The following is a 16,321-nucleotide window of genomic DNA, read 5'->3' as shown; positions in this document are numbered from 1 at the left end:
ATCCTTTTCCCTATAAAAACCTGCCGGAACGTCCCCTCACCCCTCGTCGGCGGGATAGGCCTCAACGACCCTGGCACGAACTCCCTGAAGGGCCTTTCCGACGCCACTCTCCCTATCGATGGGGGGCCTGATGCGGGTTTTCAAAAGGGCCTGTCCCCCAGGAACGATCCCTCCGGGCAGAACCATCGTGACCTGCCGCCAGCCTTCGCCAGAATCACCATAGGAAACCTTCACCGCAACCCGGTCCACGGCGAGGGGGCTGCCGTTGACCACATCCATGACGAGGTAACCGTCCCTGTCGAGCGCGGTCCGGACTGTCAGGAACCGTTCGGGATGGTGAGGCAGGTCAAGACGGGCGAGGGATAGGGCGGCGCGCCTGCCAGCTTCGGAAGGGGACCCGGCCGCCTGGGCGAAAAAAACCCTCGCCCCCTCGACGTCACCGCCCTGAAGGGCGAGATCCCCGAGGGCGTTCAGGCCGGGGGCGGTTGGCAGGAGCGCGACGCTGGCCTTCAAGTCGGCGGCCGCCCCGTCCCTGTCGCCCAGTTCCCGCCGAACCGTGCCCCGCTGGAGGTAGAAGTCGAAGAACCCGTCGTTGCGCGACAGGGCCCTGTCGTAATTGATCAAGGCGTCCCTGTAGCGACTTTGCCGAAGACGGACATCCCCCCTCAGGCCGTGAAACAGGGCTTCGCCGGGCTCGGCGGCCAGTGCCTTTTCAGCCAGGGCCAGAGCCCCGTCCAGGTCGCCTTCGGCGAGGGCCTTGCGACCTTCGTCGTAGGCCCCGTAGGCTTCCCGGGTCTCAAGAATCCGGGCAATCTTCCTGCGATACCGCTCTTCGGCGGTTTCTCCGCCGGGTGGAAGCCTACGGGCGGTCGCCTCGTTGGCCGCCACCCGTTCGGCCGAAGGAGGATGACTGGAGAAGAGTCCCTCCAGCCAGTTCGATTCCCGCCCGTCGGCAAGGCTCGCGAAATATTCCTGCAGGGTGACCGCGGCCCGGGGATCGTAGTTGGCCCGGGCCAGGTATTCCATCCCGTACAGGTCGGCCTCGAGTTCGTCCTCGCGACTGTACCTCTGTCCGAGAAGGCCGGCCGCCAGTTGCGCGCCCCCGACGGCGAGGGCGGCATAGCCCTCTCCTTCGAGGGCCAGGCCCGCAGCGAGCACCGCTCCCTGCATCAGCAGGCCACGCTGCATCCCCTTGGCGCCGTGGCGGGCGGCGGAATGGACGATCTCGTGCCCGAGGACCGCGGCAAGCTCCGCTTCGCTGTTCAACTCGGAGAGAAGGCCGCGATTGATGGCGATCTTCCCGCCGGGCAGGGCCCAGGCGTTGGGGGTGGAGTCGTTGATCACCACGAACTCGTAGGGAAGGCCTCTGTCGCTGACCGCCGCGAGACGCCGCCCTACGCCGACGACGTAGTCGCCGAGTTCAGGGTCGAGGACGAAATCGCCGCCCTGCATCTGCCGGGCCGGACCGTACTGTTCCGCCCCGACCTGAAGTTCCCAAACCTCCGAGACAAGGGAAAGTTCTCGCTTCCCGGTCACGGGGTTGGTCGCGCAACCGCCCATAAAAGCAGCCGCCACAACCCAGACCAGCCAAAAGCCGATATGCATAATGCCTCCTCCTCGCCCGGAAGCGACCATGCCCCCCTCCCTTTCAGCCCTCACCCTGCCACAGGGGCAGCCCGGTGGTCTCGTCGACCCCCCTGTGGAGTTCCCCCCTTGAAGAGAGCGAACACATACTCGCAGGCGAACACGGTCTTACCGACCCGGCTCGATTCAGGCCCGAATGCCATCCTCCCGGGCGACGGCGGTCAGGGCCTCCAGCAGATCGTCCCCCCGTTCAAGCCGCCCGACAATGCGATGAGATCCGGTTCGGATGCGCATGGGGTTTCCCCCTTTGCTGCGTCTATCGATCAGGATGAACTCCGGCGAGGTGAATCAGGTAGGGGAGATTCAGCCCTCTGTCCTCGAGAAATTCAACGGTCGCCTCGTACCCTTCCAGAACGACTTCGCTCAGGCGATGCTCTCTCTCCAGGGCCACCAGGTAGGGCAGATTGCCGGTGACGGCAACCCCGAACCTCTGCCCCATCAGGGCGGCCGACTCCTCCTCCAGCTGCCGCGCCAGTTCCTGAGTGGAGGCGAGGTAATGGGTCGGGAAGGCCACGGCCCTCCGGTCGAGTCCGCTCATAAAAACCTGTCTCTCGATCTCGGGAAGGTCGCCGAAATCGACACCGCACCAGTCGCCAGGCCGGGTGGCCAGCAGGGAACGGCAGGACAGGGGCCTGTGCCCGTAGACGCCGCAGGAACCGGCCCCGTCGAGAAAGGGGCAAACGCCGAGGTCCCTGCGGTGCAGGCGCAGAAAGGTTTTCAAGTCGGGGGATCGGGCCACGAGCTCCCGGGTCCGGCAGGAGCGCAGGGCGACCGCTTCGACCTGCCCTGGGGAGAGAGCCTCGGCGAGGAGGAGGGCCTCGGTGAAGACGGTGTTGACCGCAAGGGTGCAGCAGTTGCCGCACCCCTTGCGGCAGTAGATGTGGCCCCCCTCTTCCCGGTAGGCCTCCACCTTCTCGCTGCAGACGGCGTCGAAATGGGTCCTCTGCCGGAGGACCATGTCCTTCAGTCCCTGCCACATGGAGCGAAACCTACATCTCCTTGATCAGGGCCGAGACCGCTTTGAATTCGGGGGTGCCGGCAGCGCGCAGCATCTGGAACAGGGCCATCTCCGCAGTGGTGACCGTGGCCCCGGCGCGGGCCGCGTTTTCCACCCCGGTCAGGAAGTCGGTCTTGCCTCGGGAGCAGATGGCGTCGCGCACAAGGTGGACATTGTAGCCCCCCTCCAGCAGGCCGAGCACCGTCTGGTAAACGCAGACGTGGGCCTCCATCCCGGTGACGATCACCTGGGGCCGGTCCAGCGCCCCCAGGCGGTCGACGAATCCGCCGTCACCGCAACAGCCGAAGCTGACCTTTTCGACAGCTCCGTCCCTGCAGGCGGCGGCCAGTTCCGGCACCGTGTGCCCAAGCCCCCTGGGGTACTGCTCGGTGGCGATCACCGGCACCTGGAGGATCTCGGCGCCCTGAAGGAGCAGGCCGATGCTCTTGCGCACCCTGGCGTACACGATGGCGTCCATAGCGGGAACGAGACGCTCCTGAACGTCCACCACCACCAGGACGGCCTTTTCAGCGGAAAGCCAGAATTTGGACAGGTCTTCGGTCATGGTTTCTCCTCCTTTCGGGCAGGGCCGGCGCGGAGCCGCCCGGTGCCCCTACAGGTATTTCACCAGTTTGCCGATCCTTCCGGACCAGGCGCAGCCACAGCATGAGATGGTGGAAAATCGAGACCCTTCAGACCGGCCCCGGATTCCTCGGTCGGGAACGGCTCTCCGTCATGGTCCACGTGAAAACAGACACGTTCGGCGCCGTTTTGGTCGAGGTAATATCGATGGGCCCCGCATTGGGGGCAGAGGAGGTATTTTTTCTTGAGCATGAGCGAATTCCCTCGAAAGGTCGTCATCGCCCCCTCGGTGTGCAAGGGGCAAGACTTGCCGGCTGCAAGATTAGCACACCACCATGCAGGTTCGCATCCCTAAACCGTAGCCCCTCCGTCCCCCCCCCGGAAGACCGGAGGCAGTTCGGGCCTCGGCACCGCGGGTACAAAATGGCGCTCTTCTCTCGAACCGACCGCGGCCCCCTGCCCTTCGATAATATATATCTCAGAACCAATGCCAGCCGGGCCCATCGGGCTACAATAGAAGGGCAACCCACAAAACCGAGGGACCCCGTGATCATCCTATTCGTCGGCATCGCCGTGATGTTGCTGCTGGGAGCGGCCTGTTTCTCCAGGCGCTACGGGGCGGGACGGGCGAGGCGCGACTTGCCGGCCGCCGCAGGGCAGGACATGGCGCCCCTGCGGCAAAGCCTCGAAGCTCATGTGAGCTTCCTGGCCGGGGTGATCGGGGAACGCCACATGGGACGTTTTGAACATCTGGAGAAAGCGGCGGGCTATATCGAGGAAGGAATGACCAAGGCGGGCCTGGCCCTCTCGATCCAGGGCTACGAGGTGGGCAACCGGGTGGCCCGGAACCTGTTGGGGGAGATCCCCGGGTCAGTCAGGTCGGAGGAGGTCGTGCTGGTGGGGGCGCACTACGATTCGGTCGGCGGCTCGCCGGGGGCCAACGACAACGCCTCGGGAGTCGCGGCCCTGCTGGAATTGGCACGACTCCTTGCACAGAGGCGCCCGGAGAGAACCGTGCGTCTGGCGGCCTTCGTCAACGAGGAGCCGCCCTTCTTCAAGACCGGTTCCATGGGGAGCCGCCTCTACGCCCGGCGCTGCCGCCAGGAAGGAGAGCAGATCGCCGCGATGATCTGCCTGGAGACGATCGGCTTCTATACCGAGGCGCCGGGCAGCCAGGAGTTCCCCTTTACCCCTTTGCGGTTTTTCTACCCGAGCAAGGGGAACTTCCTCGCCTTCGTCGGCAACTTCGCCTCCCGGCAGCTGCTGGGCGAGTCCCTGGGTGCTTTCCGCAGCGCCAGCCACTTTCCGGCAGAGGGCCTGACCGCCCCGGCCTGGTTGGTCGGCGTCGACTGGTCGGATCACTGGTCCTTCTGGCAAGCCGGCTACCCGGCGATCATGGTCACCGATACCGCCCCTTTCCGCTATCCCCACTACCACCGCCCGAGCGACACCCCGGACAAGTTCTGCTACCCGGAGATGGCCCGGGCCGTCGCAGGGCTGGCCGAGATGGTCGCGACGCTGGCGGGAGGCGAGAAGATGGGGGGGCCTTAGCATCGCCCCGTGCGAGGTGCGACCGGCTCACCAATGGAATACCGGTCCTGGGCCGCGAGGCGGCCCAGGGCATGGGGAATTATCAGGCATGCGCCCTGGCGGGCCGGGACGTTGCCTCCTCAATGACGAGAATGCTGCGGCGCACCAGGGTGGAAATGCTGACATTGCTCTTTCTGGCCAGGTCCATGAGGAGTTCCATCTCCTCTTCATTGACCCTGCAGGAAACGATGTGTCTCTTGGGGTTGGTTACTTTCTTTCCCATGGTTGACTCCTTCTTCATACCTGATCTTTTCGCACCGAACCAAAGGGGCGCGATCCTGAGGTATACACTATGCAAAGGCCTGACCAATTTTGGGACTTGCCCTGAATTTTCCACTGGGCCTGCCATTCCAGGCCTTCTCCTTCCCGCCGGGCGGAACTTCCCCACCGGCGAACCTGTTTCGAATTGTCCCAAATGGGGTCAGCATGCCACGATTTTCCTCAGACGATCGAAACCGAAAAGGACAGGCCTCTCTTTGTAAGATTGCCGCGGTGATGGGTTGACATTCCAAAAGGCTTTGGCAAACTCTCTAGGCATGCCCCCCCCAAAGGAGATCAGAGAGATGCTCTACCGCTACCGCTCACCGGCGGGCACATTCGTCATTGCCCCCCAGCACGGCGGCTGTTACGAACTCTACTTCCACGACCGGGTCCTCGGGAGTCATCCGACCCCCGAGCAGGCCGCTGAGCATGCCTTTGAGCACCTCGCATCGCCGCCGGTGCGGACGGGACAATTTCTGCCCGAACCGATGGATCTGGCCAAATGGGAACAATGGTCCCTCAGCCACTGATCCCCGGCAACCGTGATCCATCTTAAAAAAGGCCACCGCTTTCGAGCGGTGGCCTTTTATTGCCCTGCGATTCTTCTATCGATAAGAGAGGGAGTTACTTGCGGTCTCCCTGGATGCCGATGCGAACCGTTTCCAGGGGAACGTCCTTGCCGCTGGCCGCGAGAGCCTGCTTCACCAGGGCGACGAGACCGGAGCAACAGGGAACCTCCATGTGCAGTACGGTTATGCTGCGGATGTCGTTGAGCCGCACCATCTCGGTCAGTTTGGCCGCGTAGGCCTGGGCGTCGTCGAGTTTGGGGCACCCGACCAACAGGGCCTTGCCGCGCAGGAAGTCCCGGTGAAAATCGGGATAGGCGAAAGGGACGCAGTCGGCGGCGAAGACCAGGTCGGCCCCTCGCAGGAATGGGGCCGTAGGGGGCACGAGGTGCATCTGCACCGGCCACTGGCGCAGTTCGGACGAAGCCTGGACCGCGGGCGCCCCGTCGCCGCCCGACTCGGGAACCGGGGCGAAATTTCTCACCGCGCTTCCCGGACAGCCCCCGCCGGCCGGCCGCGCCAGATCCATGACCCGGGCCGAGGGGCACCCGCCTGCCGCAGCGGGCTGCGCGGCCGGGGCCGCCTTCCCTTCGGCGTGCAGGTGTTTCTCCACGGCCTCCTCGTCGAACTCGTCGGAATCCCGGCGCTCGATGACGATTGCGTCCATGGGGCAGTGCCCCAGGCAGGCGCCGAGTCCGTCGCAAAGGTTGTCCGCGATCAGCCTGGCCTTGCCGTCGACGATTTTAATCGCCCCCTCGGCACATGTGGGGACGCAATCACCGCAACCGTTGCATTTCTCTTCGTCTATTTTAACGATTTCACGAATCATCTCTCTGTCCTCCCCTTATCGGTTTCCGGTTCATTTCGGTTCACTTTACCCCGGGCCAGGGTCGGCCGCCTTGACGAAGGTCAAAACCCGTTCCGGGAAATTCTTCGCGGTTCAATCGTGCTGATTTTGCAAATCCCGCCGCCGGCGCGCCGCCCGTATGGGGCAGAAGGCCAGCGCGGCAAATGAGAACCAGAGAGCGGCCAGGGCCAATGCAAACGCTGTGATCATCGGTATCTCCCTCAGAAGAAGTAGTGCCAGAGCAGATCGAGCCGCCCCCGCAGGATCAGGTGCCGGCCGGAGAAGCGCATGATCTCGCGCACCTTCTCCCGGTGCCCCGCGCGGTAGCAGTGGATATGGCAGTGCTTGCAAACCGGCTTCGGCTCCAGGGGGCAACGCAGGCGCTTCTCAAAGGCATAGGCGAGGATGTCCCGGCACTCTCCGCACACCGCTCGGGGAGCCAACCCCTCCAGGTCATGCTCCGTGACCCCCAGGGGGGCCTTCTCCCCGCGATGGTGCTCCCGACAGTACACCGCGACAAAGAGGGCGAGCACCTTCAGGTCCTTGCGCTCTTTGGGGGTCAGGGTTCCGGTTTTTTCGCCTTCGGCCAGGGCCATCGATCAGTCTCCTTGCTCATCTCTTGCCTGCACCCTACGCTGAATTGTGGCACGCCCCCTTGATGCAGGTCAAACGATACAAAAAAACCCCTCCGGTCATGGACCGTCGGGGTCGGCTTCGCCTTCCTTTGGTACCCGCTCACTCTTTGTAGGTGTGAGCCAGGTCCTCGAGCCGGTCGCGGTCGAGAATGACGATCACCTTGCCCTTGACCTCGATGATGGCTTCGTCGGAAAGCTTGCGAAAAGTGCGGGAGAGGGTCTCGCTGACCGTCCCGAGGTTGGAGGCCAGCTGGCTCTTGGTCACGGGAAGCTCAACGCTGGCGGCGTCCTCCGTCCCGAGATCGAGGAGGTGACGGGCCAACCGTGCCGGAACGTCCTTGAAAGTGAGTTCCTCGACCTGGGTGGCGAACTGACGGAGGAACCGGGCCAGGCCGCCGATCATGTTGATAGCGATCTGGCCGTGGTCGAGAAGAAGGCGCTGAAAGTCGTTCTTGGGAAAGAAGACCAGCCGCGAGCGATAGAGCGGTTCGGCGTAGGCGGGATAGAAGCCGTCGCCGAAAATGGCAGCCTCGGCGAAGGTGTTGACCGGGTGAACGATGTGAAGGATGCGCTCCTTGCCTTCGGGGGAGAGCTTGTAGATCTTCACCTTGCCGCTTGCGACGAGGTAGAAGCCCCGGGCCGGGTCCCCCTCGGAGAAGAGCAGTTCCCCCTTGGAGTATTCCCGGGCGACGCAGATCCCGGCGAGGTAATCGAGATCCTCGTCTGTGACGCCCGCAAAGAGAGGGCACTTGCGTATGACGGTCAGGCTGTCCATGGGGGGGAGTCTAGCAGAAGCGGCGAGGGGTGACAAGAGACTGAAAACAGTGGACGAAATCAGTTCGGATCGTCGCTGCGCCGGAAAGGCAGGACCTTGCTGCTGGCCCGGTTTTCCTCCCGCTCCTCCACCACCTGCCCCGGGTTGGAGACCGCATCCTGGAAGCGATTGAACCCTTCCCAGAACATCTCGACCATGCGGTTGAGGCGGGACGTGGCGTCGTTGTACCGGTCCAACTCGGCGTCGATGCGGAACTGCAGCCCGTGGGCCCGGGCCCGGTGGCGCTCGGGAAAGCCTTCGATGGCGTCCCGGATCAGGGCCTTGCTCAGCCGTTCGAACTCCTCCGGGTCCTTCTGGTACAGCCCGCTAAGCTGCTCCAGAACCTCGTCTATGCGATCTCCATCACCTGCCATACCTCTGCTCTCCCGGTTCCGAAACTCTCCCACCGCAGGGGGGGGGGAATCATCGGCCCTATCGCCGCTCAAGCGCGTCCCCGAGGGTCAGAGGATACCTGCCGACGTTGAAATTAGGATATCTGAATGTATCACTTTTTGTCACACATTGCCACCCCTAAGCCGGGGAGCTGGAATCGTGACGGCTTTCCGACCCAGGGCTCGAACGGCGCCCCCATGTCCCCGAAAACAGAGAGGCGCCCCGTGCCGGGCGCCCCTCCCTTGAAAGAGGAATGGGAAGCGATCAGTGGATTTCGACCCTTTTGTGGTGCCTGATAGCGTCCGGGGATTTGGGCAGACGGATGGTCAACAGTCCTTTCTTGTAGACAGCCTTCACCTTCTTGTCGTCGATTTCGCAAGGCAGGGGTATCGCCCGATGGAATGCCCCGTAACTCCTTTCGGCACGGTAAATGTGCTTTCCCTTCTCTTCCTTCTCTGCCTGCTTGTGGCCACGGACCACGAGATGGTCCCTCTCAAGGGAGACCTCGATATCCTTTTCATCGAGGCCCGGCATCTCTGCCGTCACCGTTATCTCCTTGTCCGTTTCTGCAAGATCGATGCGGGGAGAGAGGAAATCAGTCTCTGTCTCCATCGGTCCGCCTATGCGGTCCATAAAGTCGTCGAACAACCGGTCGATGCTGCCATGGATTCTGTTCAACGGATGTTCGGTATCCCGCTCACCGGAAAGCTCCCTATGACGACCCCACGGAATCATGTCACGGAAAGTCACAGCTTCTCACCCCCTTTCTCTGGATTGATCAAGCCGACGCGATTTCGATACGCCGGGGCTTGGCCGCTTCGGCCTTGGGAAGGTCCAGGGTCAGAACGCCATTTTTCAGATCGGCCGAAACCTTGCCGGCATCGATTTCATCAGGTAACTGGAACTGGCGGAAGTAGCCGCGCAACTCGAACTCTTTCCGGATCGCCTCTCCCTTGGGTTGGGGTTTTGTTTCCGCCTTCAAGGTCAGGAGGTCGCGGTCGATATCGATTGTCAGATCCTCCTTGTTCACGCCGGGAAGGTCGGCCTTCATGGTCAGCCCCTCGTTGGTCTCAAAGATGTCCACGGCAGGTCGGGTGAATCTGGTAGGGGTCTGCTCCCCCCCTTCCATTTCCCCGCCGGTTAGCGAAATATCTCTCTGTCCCATGACGTCACCTCCAGTGCTGGATTCATGATTTTCAGTTATTGCGCCGTGACGCTGATCTTCTTCGGCCTTTCCGCCTCATGCTTTGGCAGGGTGACCGTGAGCACACCATTCCTATACTCCGCGGAGACCCTTTCGGCGTTCACCTCGCACGGCAGTTCGACGGTGCGCATGAATTTTCCAAGACCGCGCTCGCGGCGATGCCAGGTTTTGTTTTCCTGGGAACTTCCCTTGCGCTCACCGGAGAGGGTCAGAACGCCGCGAATGACGGTCAGTTCGAGATCCTTCGGCTCGATCCCGGGAACCAGGGCCGCGATGTAAAGGTTGTTCTCGTCCTGGGAGGAATTGATTTGGGGGTAGCCCAGGGTGCTGGGTCCCGGCAGAAAAGAGGGTTCCATAAGCCGCCCCAGCCCGAGGCCTCGGAAGGCCCCATCGATTTCCCGACGAAGATTTTCCATCTCTCTGAAAATGTCCAATGCCATTGTCCCGTCCTCCTTTTCCGGTAGGTTCGAGTGACCGAAAAGCTGCCTGATATGTCTTTTCAATGTCCAGACTATCACCGTCCCGACCAAATTCAACCTGGCGGGAAACCGACACTATTTCATTGGGTTGTCGTCCCCTGAGCCATGCTTTAGAGCTTTAACGGAGTCGCTGGCGACACCAAAAACCTGGCAAAAATTAAAGACAGGCCCGGGACACTCTTCTGGCCCCGAGGCGATATTTTTTTCACAAGGCAGAGAAGTGTCGAAACGGCCAACAAACAGAGGACGCAAGGAGTCAGAAAAAGTGGCGCCACCCTTCGAGAGATAATGAAAACAAGGGGTGGCTTGGTATAATTTCCCTGAACGCCGGCGCTCTCCGCTGGCTGCGAAAACGGGTTTGCCGGGACAGAGATCGTTTGACAGACGTTATCGATACTCAGGGGAAGACCATTCCCATCCCAGTGAGACGGGCAAGCGCCGCTCCCGGCGACTTGGTTCAGTAAAAACATGCAAAAGATGCCCTTGTTTGGGACCCATTTTTTGAACCGCCGTCTTCAGGCCGGAACGGGAGGGTGATTACGGGCACAGCTGGGTTTTGAATTCCCTTCAAGTGCGGAGGGTCGTTTTTAAGAGAAAGCTCACGAGAGGAGGGGAAAGATCGTGCCCAATTGCCTAATGGTCATCGGCCGACTGCTAGGGTTCATGTTGTTGCTGCTGAGCCTTGTCCCCCCGGTCATCGCCGGAGAAGGGAATGGAACGGCACAGGGCCCCTCGCCGGAGAAGATCGCAGCCCTGATTCAAACCCTGGAGGATCCTCAGGCCCGCCAGGAGCTGATCGCCCAGTTGGAGATCCTGGCCCTGGCCCAGGCCCCTCCCGAGAAACCCCGGGTCAAGAGCGCCGCCTCGCAGCTTCTCCTTGGCATATCGTCCCGGTTGGATGTTATTTCGAAAACCTTTCTTTCGGCGGCCGGGGCAATCAACGAACTTCCCCTGGCGTGGCAGTGGTTGCGACAGCAGGGCACCGAACCACAGTTGCGCAGTTTCTGGGGAGAAGTCCTCCTCAACCTGACATTGGTTCTGCTGGCCGCCTACGGGACGGCCCTCCTCCTTCGAGCGCTGGTGCGCCGCCCCCGACGCACCCTTCAAGACCGGGATGTAGCCTCCGCGATGGGCCGTGCCGGGAGGCTGGTCCTGCTGCTCCTTCTTGATTTGATTCCCGTGGCCGGCTTTTTGGCGGCGGCCTGGCTCTACCTCGCGATCATCGATCCCCGGGAGAAGACGCGGCTGGTGGCCTTGGCCTGGGTCAACGCCTTCATTCTGGCCCAGGTTGTCATCGCCCTGGCAGAACTGATCACCGCCTCCGAATCTCCTCGCCTGAGGATTCCCAGACTCGCCGACGAGACGGCACACTACTTGAAAATCTGGGCAGGCCGCCTCTCGCGCACCGTCCTCTATGGTTATTTTTTCCTTCAAGCCGCCCTGCTCCTCGACCTGTCGAGATCTCTCTACGAGCTTCTCCTCGGCGCGCTGGGACTGGTGGTTGCCATCCTGCTGTTCGTGGTGGTATTGCAAAATCGCATAGAGGTAAGAGACTGGCTGCAAAGAGTCTCTGAAGAATCGCGCGCCGAGGGTTGGAGCCCCCGGGCTTTGCTGGGCCGTCTCGGCAAGATCTGGCACTTGTTGGCAGGAGCCTACGTCATCGCCCTGTATTTGATCTGGAGCCTCAAGGTGCCCGGCGGTGCCTGGTATCTGCTGCGGGCGAGTCTGTTGTCCGTGGTCGCCCTCCTCGCAGGTGCCGGGTTGCTGCGCCTTTTTGAGATATATATGAGCCGCGGCTTTCGCATCAGCGACGATCAAAAAAGCCGCTTCCCCGGCCTGGAAAGCCGTGCCAACCGCTACCTCGGCGGCGCCCATGTGCTCCTCAAGGCGGTGGTGTATCTTTTCGTCGCCCTGGCCGTTCTTCAGGCCTGGGGGGTTAACGTCCTCGAATGGCTGGCGAGCGAACCGGGGAAGGTGCTGGGAGGGACAGCCGTTCGGGTGGTCGGGATCATTGTCATTTCACTGGTGGTCTGGGAGGTCGCCAACAGCCTGATCCAGAGGTACCTGAACATACTCGGCGAAGACGGGGTTACTCCCGCACACGACGCCCGTTCACGGACCCTGATGACCATCGCCCGCAAAGCCCTGCTGGTCGTTCTGATGGTGATCTCCTCCCTGATGGTCCTGGCCGAGTTGGGAGTGAACATCGGCCCCTTGCTGGCCGGTGCCGGGGTCCTGGGGTTAGCGGTCGGATTCGGCTCGCAGAAGCTGGTTCAGGACGTCATCACCGGGGTCTTCATCCTGCTGGAGGATCAGGTCGCAGTCGGAGACGTGATCAAGGTCGGCGACAAGGGGGGGGTGGTGGAGGCCGTTTCGATCCGCACCGTGAGACTGCGAGACGTCGCCGGAACCGTCCATACGATCCCCTACAGCACCATCGACAACGTCAGCAACCTGACGAAGGACTTTTCCTACTATGTCATGGAAGTGGGGGTGGCCTACCGAGAGGATATGGACGAAGTCATGAAAGTGCTGAGGGAGATCGGCGCCGCATTGCAGGAAGACGAGGAATACGGGCCGAAGATCCTGGAACCGCTCGAGGTGCTGGGGGTGGATGCCTTCGCCGACTCGGCGGTCGTCATCAAGGCGCGGTTGAAAACGATCCCCATCAAGCAGTGGTGGGTGGGGCGCGAATTCAACCGCCGCATGAAAAAACGATTCGATGAGCTCGGCATCGAAATCCCCTTCCCCCACACCACCATCTATTTTGGCGAGAGCAAGGGTGGCGGCGCGCCGCCGGCGTTCCTGAACCTTCAGCAGGAGACACCTGTTTCACCACCTGCGGTAGAATAACTGCTCACAGGATACCCCCCAGAACCCGGCATGCTCCAGGAGAATGCTGCTCTTTGTGCATCCCCACATCATGGGCGGCGATCCCGCGGAGCAGGCGCCCCAGGACATCATCGTCCCCCTGGCGGCGGGAATGGACCTTCCAGCGGCAGACAACATCCCAGAGCGCAGGACCGATGTCCTTTTCAACCAATCGGCCGGTGGCAAAAAGCGTATGGATTGAGAGGCGTCCCTTCGAACAGAGCATCCCGCAGAAAGCCGTCAGCGTCGAGAACCAGCAGCGGTTCGCCGGTTGGGTCGGTGAGAATGACCCACTTCCTCCCCGAGGCCTGAACCTTGCGCAGAAAAGGGGCTCCAGGTGACCCTTCAAAATCGGGGGGAGACCGTCTGTCCGTCGAAAACAGCCAGGTTGAGCCCGGAGAACATGGCGGACCGGGTGATGCAGATGCCGATTCCGAGCCAGACAATGGTATTCATGACCGCGGTGTCGCCCCTTCCGTTGGTCCCATGCCAGATTCGATCCGGCAAGGCACAGATCAGGCCCCGTCAATCTCCCGCCCGCAGTGGGGGCAGCGCCGCCGTCCCTTTCTTTTCTGCATCTCCTCCACGAAACCGGCGCCCAGGATACCTGTAGGCAACGCGAAGAGTCCGATGCCAAGGATGGCTACGATTCCCGCAAGAAACTTGCCGAGCCCGGTCACGGGATAAACGTCGCCGTACCCGACCGTAGTGAAGGTCGCCACCGCCCACCACATGGTGTGGGGAATGTCAGAAAAATGTTCCGGCTGTACGGGGTTCTCCACATAGAACATGAAGCAGGAGGCGATGATCAACAACAGGAGCATCATGCCCAAGGTCAGAACCAGCTCTTCCCGCTTGGCCCCGAGAACCTTCGAGAAGAGTTGCAGCGCCTTCACGTAGCGCCCCACCTTGGCCACCCGCACGATCCGCAACAGGCGCAGGGAACGAATGAACCGCAGGTCGATGCCGACAAGGCCGATGTAGAAGGGCATGACCGCCAGCAGATCGACGACCGCCATGGGCGTTGCGGCGAATCGCAGCCGCCCGGCAACAGGGCGCACGTACCTGGGGTCGGTCACACACGACCAAAGGCGGCTCAGGTATTCAGCAGAAAACACGACAACGGAGAAGAGCTCGAAGGCCTCGAAGTACAACGCATACCGCTCCTCCAGGTCTCTGACCGAAACAAGGACAACGGCTGCCACGTTCAGAAAGATCAGCCCGAGAATAAAGATATCGAAGAGGCGACTGGNGCGACCTCAAGTATTTCCCAGGTCCTTTTTTTGAAAGCCATCGGGGCTCACCGAACATTCGGTCGGGAAAACGAAGCTTGCGGCAACGGACAGCTTCCTCAGACATGCCGCCGCCAGGGACGGGTCAGGACAGGTCATGCCATGAAAGTTTACCAAAAGATTGCCTCATTGGATTTGTTCCCCCCGTACCGCAAACCGGGCATTGATGGCAAGAAACAGGAATCGGCCTGCCAGCGAAGTCTTGCCTTACGAAAGCCTAAGAGGTTGGCGGCTTTGAGCCAGAGCTGAAGCTATTTTCCAGAGCCATTGAATGGGGAGACAGGGCAGAGAGGGACGAACAAAGCTGGGAACCTGACCAGGAGGGTTACCCTGCGGCACAAAAAAACGTTCAAAATCGACCGAACACGGTAAACTTCACATGTGGCGAAGAGCCGGCCCAACCTTTCGAATAACGGAGAGGCGACCAGATGTTTTCCGAGGAGTTCCTCTACAACTTCAGCAGCGCCTCGATTATCCCTGCCCTCTTTGTCTCATCCTGATTTCCAACGAGATCGGGTACCGTCGCGGCACTCGCACTATACGGTTTCAAAGGGCGTGGGCGCCACCGGCAAAGAGCATTGGGATGGTTATCGGCACCTCGAACCTGCGCCGCCCTCGACGAACCGGAAGGGGATACGATGAACCCTGGTCACGAAACAGATCCACGTCAATGGGCTGTCCTGCTCCTTCTGTTGCTGGGACTCGTCGCGCCGGTATCCTCAACCGCCCAAACGCCCCCAGCCGCAACCGGCGAAGACGAGGTCAAGTTCGCCACCCAGCCGATCGAAGTCAAACCGGTATCGGCGGACATTCACATCGCCAAACGCCTGGAACGGATCCTCATCTCCACCGGTTGGTTCGAAATTCCAGAGGTCAAAGTCTCAGAAGGGATCGTCTTCCTCGACGGCACCACCCTGCGCAAGGAATACAAAGACTGGGCGGGAGAATTGGCCCGAAACACCAAGGACGTGGTCGCTGTGGTCAACCGGGTGCGCATCGTCGAGCGCTCCCCCTGGGACTTCTCCGCCGAGGTCAGGACCCTGCGGAACCTTCTGCGGGAGTTCGTCCGGGCGCTGCCCCTGATCGGCCTCGGTCTCCTCATCCTGATCGCCTTCCTCTTCGGCGCCCTCGTCTGCGGCAGGCTGGCCCGCTTCATCCTGAGCCGCAGGGTCGCAAACCCCATGCTCCAGGAGGTCGGCGCCCGGGTAGTCGGCATCTTCGTCCTCCTCGTCGGCATCTACGTCACCCTCCACGTCGTAGGCCTGAGCCGCCTCGCCGTCACCGTCCTCGGCGGGACGGGGGTCGTCGGCCTGGTCATCGGATTCGCCTTCCGCGATATCATGGAGAACTTCCTCGCGGGAATCCTGATCAGCCTGCGCAACCCCTTCCAGGGCGGCGACCTGATCGAGGTCGCCGGACACCTCGGGGTGGTGCAGAAGGTGACAGCCCGCGGCACGGTCCTGATGGACCTGGACGGCAACCACGTGCAGATCCCCAACTCGACAATCTACAAGAGCACCATCCTCAACTTCACCGCCAATCCTCGAAGGAGGCTGAGCTTCGAAGTCGGCATCGGATACGACAATCTCATCCCGCGGGCCCAGGCCGTAGCCCTCGGAGTCCTGGCCGCCCACGACTCAGTCCTCGAGAAACCCGAGCCGCTGGTCCTGGTCGAGAAGCTCGCCGCCGCGACCGTCAACCTGCGCATCATGTTCTGGATCGACGGCAACGCCTTCGACGCCAACAAGATGAAGTCATCGGTCATGCGCCTGGTGAACAGGGCCTTTCAGGACGAGGGGATCTCCATGCCGGACGAGGAACGGGAGGTACTCTTCCCCGAGGCGGTGCCGGTCCGGATGGTGGAAGAGAGGGAGACGATAAAGGCAGAAGAGACGGTTCGCCCAGAAGCACAGGCCACGACGGAGGCAGCGGCGACCGTCGCCGAGGGGGGACTCACCAGCCAGGAGGAAAACATCCGCGAGCAGGCCCGCCTGTCGCGGGTGCCGGAGGCGGGACCGAACCTCCTCAAGGGGAATTAGGGCGCCAACAACGAACAAAGGCCGCACCTGTGCGCCGCCCTCCCCGCCCGGACTCCTTGTCGAGTGACAAGAGAAAGACCCGGCTGCTTGCGCAACCGAGGAAAGAG

Annotated in this window: 18 protein-coding genes; 6 read left to right on the top strand and 12 right to left on the bottom strand. The window is 61.8% G+C overall.

The window, feature by feature from the left end; translation table 11 throughout:
* Window positions 1–36: 36 nt before the first annotated feature.
* The 3 genes from C0617_RS12850 to C0617_RS12840 form a co-directional block, all read right to left on the bottom strand.
* Window positions 37–1,605, bottom strand: coding sequence for a M48 family metalloprotease (locus tag C0617_RS12850; RefSeq protein ID WP_291317432.1), 1,569 nt, complete (start codon window positions 1,603–1,605; stop codon window positions 37–39).
* Between the two features lie 295 nt (window positions 1,606–1,900).
* Window positions 1,901–2,623 carry a YkgJ family cysteine cluster protein gene (locus tag C0617_RS12845; RefSeq protein ID WP_291317431.1) on the bottom strand — a complete coding sequence of 241 codons (723 nt, stop codon included), beginning with the start codon at window positions 2,621–2,623 and terminating at the stop codon, window positions 1,901–1,903.
* Between the two features lie 10 nt (window positions 2,624–2,633).
* Window positions 2,634–3,206 (bottom strand): isochorismatase family protein, encoded by a 573-nt coding sequence (locus C0617_RS12840; RefSeq protein ID WP_291317430.1) that lies wholly within the window; start codon window positions 3,204–3,206, stop codon window positions 2,634–2,636.
* Window positions 3,207–3,769: 563 nt separating this feature from the next.
* Between C0617_RS12840 and C0617_RS12835 the strand changes: the two genes are divergently transcribed.
* Window positions 3,770–4,774, top strand: coding sequence for a M28 family peptidase (locus tag C0617_RS12835; protein ID WP_291317429.1), 1,005 nt, complete (start codon window positions 3,770–3,772; stop codon window positions 4,772–4,774).
* A gap of 82 nt (window positions 4,775–4,856) precedes the next feature.
* On the opposite strand, the gene C0617_RS12830 is transcribed toward C0617_RS12835, so the two are convergent.
* Window positions 4,857–5,036, bottom strand: a complete 180-nt coding sequence (locus tag C0617_RS12830; protein ID WP_291317428.1) for a hydrogen-dependent growth transcriptional repressor — start codon at window positions 5,034–5,036, stop codon at window positions 4,857–4,859.
* Window positions 5,037–5,376: 340 nt separating this feature from the next.
* Between C0617_RS12830 and C0617_RS12825 the strand changes: the two genes are divergently transcribed.
* Window positions 5,377–5,604 (top strand): hypothetical protein, encoded by a 228-nt coding sequence (locus tag C0617_RS12825; protein WP_291317427.1) that lies wholly within the window; start codon window positions 5,377–5,379, stop codon window positions 5,602–5,604.
* A gap of 94 nt (window positions 5,605–5,698) precedes the next feature.
* Here C0617_RS12825 and C0617_RS12820 read toward each other — a convergent pair whose 3' ends face one another.
* From C0617_RS12820 to C0617_RS12790, 7 genes are all read right to left on the bottom strand, one after another.
* Complete coding sequence (locus C0617_RS12820) at window positions 5,699–6,469, bottom strand: 4Fe-4S binding protein (protein ID WP_291317426.1); 771 nt, start codon at window positions 6,467–6,469, stop codon at window positions 5,699–5,701.
* Between the two features lie 239 nt (window positions 6,470–6,708).
* Window positions 6,709–7,083 carry a nitrous oxide-stimulated promoter family protein gene (locus tag C0617_RS12815; protein ID WP_291317425.1) on the bottom strand — a complete coding sequence of 125 codons (375 nt, stop codon included), beginning with the start codon at window positions 7,081–7,083 and terminating at the stop codon, window positions 6,709–6,711.
* A 139-nt stretch (window positions 7,084–7,222) separates the two neighbouring features.
* Entirely contained in the window at window positions 7,223–7,897 is a 675-nt protein-coding gene (locus tag C0617_RS12810) for a Crp/Fnr family transcriptional regulator (protein ID WP_291317424.1), read from the bottom strand.
* A gap of 59 nt (window positions 7,898–7,956) precedes the next feature.
* Window positions 7,957–8,310, bottom strand: a complete 354-nt coding sequence (locus tag C0617_RS12805; protein WP_291317423.1) for a DUF3135 domain-containing protein — start codon at window positions 8,308–8,310, stop codon at window positions 7,957–7,959.
* A gap of 283 nt (window positions 8,311–8,593) precedes the next feature.
* The gene (locus C0617_RS12800; RefSeq protein ID WP_291317422.1) at window positions 8,594–9,079 is read right to left on the bottom strand and encodes an Hsp20/alpha crystallin family protein; all 486 of its coding nucleotides are present in this window, start codon (window positions 9,077–9,079) and stop codon (window positions 8,594–8,596) included.
* A 28-nt stretch (window positions 9,080–9,107) separates the two neighbouring features.
* Window positions 9,108–9,458, bottom strand: coding sequence for an Hsp20/alpha crystallin family protein (locus C0617_RS12795; protein WP_291317472.1), 351 nt, complete (start codon window positions 9,456–9,458; stop codon window positions 9,108–9,110).
* Between the two features lie 71 nt (window positions 9,459–9,529).
* Window positions 9,530–9,973, bottom strand: a complete 444-nt coding sequence (locus C0617_RS12790) for an Hsp20/alpha crystallin family protein (protein ID WP_291317421.1) — start codon at window positions 9,971–9,973, stop codon at window positions 9,530–9,532.
* 660 nt (window positions 9,974–10,633) lie between these two features.
* Here C0617_RS12790 and C0617_RS12785 point away from each other — a divergent pair.
* Both C0617_RS12785 and C0617_RS12780 read left to right on the top strand, forming a co-directional pair.
* Window positions 10,634–12,865 carry a mechanosensitive ion channel domain-containing protein gene (locus C0617_RS12785; protein ID WP_291317420.1) on the top strand — a complete coding sequence of 744 codons (2,232 nt, stop codon included), beginning with the start codon at window positions 10,634–10,636 and terminating at the stop codon, window positions 12,863–12,865.
* Window positions 12,866–12,908: 43 nt separating this feature from the next.
* A complete protein-coding gene (locus tag C0617_RS12780) occupies window positions 12,909–13,085 on the top strand; it encodes a hypothetical protein (protein WP_291317419.1) in 177 nt (58 codons plus the stop codon).
* A 313-nt stretch (window positions 13,086–13,398) separates the two neighbouring features.
* Here C0617_RS12780 and C0617_RS17185 read toward each other — a convergent pair whose 3' ends face one another.
* The gene (locus C0617_RS17185; protein ID WP_365889320.1) at window positions 13,399–14,088 is read right to left on the bottom strand and encodes an ion transporter; all 690 of its coding nucleotides are present in this window, start codon (window positions 14,086–14,088) and stop codon (window positions 13,399–13,401) included.
* 48 nt (window positions 14,089–14,136) lie between these two features.
* On the opposite strand from C0617_RS17185, the gene C0617_RS12775 reads away from it, so the two are divergent.
* The coding region (locus C0617_RS12775) for a hypothetical protein (RefSeq protein WP_291317418.1) at window positions 14,137–14,424 on the top strand (288 nt) is incomplete at its 5' end.
* A gap of 389 nt (window positions 14,425–14,813) precedes the next feature.
* Window positions 14,814–16,214, top strand: a complete 1,401-nt coding sequence (locus C0617_RS12770; protein ID WP_291317417.1) for a mechanosensitive ion channel family protein — start codon at window positions 14,814–14,816, stop codon at window positions 16,212–16,214.
* Window positions 16,215–16,321 lie beyond the last annotated feature (107 nt).

The sequence above is a fragment of the Desulfuromonas sp. genome, from assembly GCF_002868845.1.
Classification (GTDB): domain Bacteria; phylum Desulfobacterota; class Desulfuromonadia; order Desulfuromonadales; family BM501; genus BM501.
This window is presented reverse-complemented; position numbering and strand designations above follow the sequence as displayed.

Coding starts and splice junctions, on each gene's coding strand:
- C0617_RS12850 (WP_291317432.1), bottom strand. CDS start 1,605: ATGCATATCGGCTTTTGGCTGGTCTGGGTTGTGGCGGCTGCTTTTATG.
- C0617_RS12845 (WP_291317431.1), bottom strand. CDS start 2,623: ATGTGGCAGGGACTGAAGGACATGGTCCTCCGGCAGAGGACCCATTTC.
- C0617_RS12825 (WP_291317427.1), top strand. CDS start 5,377: ATGCTCTACCGCTACCGCTCACCGGCGGGCACATTCGTCATTGCCCCC.
- C0617_RS12805 (WP_291317423.1), bottom strand. CDS start 8,310: ATGGCAGGTGATGGAGATCGCATAGACGAGGTTCTGGAGCAGCTTAGC.
- C0617_RS12790 (WP_291317421.1), bottom strand. CDS start 9,973: ATGGCATTGGACATTTTCAGAGAGATGGAAAATCTTCGTCGGGAAATC.
- C0617_RS12840 (WP_291317430.1), bottom strand. CDS start 3,206: ATGACCGAAGACCTGTCCAAATTCTGGCTTTCCGCTGAAAAGGCCGTC.
- C0617_RS12830 (WP_291317428.1), bottom strand. CDS start 5,036: ATGGGAAAGAAAGTAACCAACCCCAAGAGACACATCGTTTCCTGCAGG.
- C0617_RS12815 (WP_291317425.1), bottom strand. CDS start 7,083: ATGGCCCTGGCCGAAGGCGAAAAAACCGGAACCCTGACCCCCAAAGAG.
- C0617_RS12780 (WP_291317419.1), top strand. CDS start 12,909: ATGCTGCTCTTTGTGCATCCCCACATCATGGGCGGCGATCCCGCGGAG.
- C0617_RS12820 (WP_291317426.1), bottom strand. CDS start 6,469: ATGATTCGTGAAATCGTTAAAATAGACGAAGAGAAATGCAACGGTTGC.
- C0617_RS12770 (WP_291317417.1), top strand. CDS start 14,814: ATGAACCCTGGTCACGAAACAGATCCACGTCAATGGGCTGTCCTGCTC.
- C0617_RS12810 (WP_291317424.1), bottom strand. CDS start 7,897: ATGGACAGCCTGACCGTCATACGCAAGTGCCCTCTCTTTGCGGGCGTC.
- C0617_RS12795 (WP_291317472.1), bottom strand. CDS start 9,458: ATGGAAGGGGGGGAGCAGACCCCTACCAGATTCACCCGACCTGCCGTG.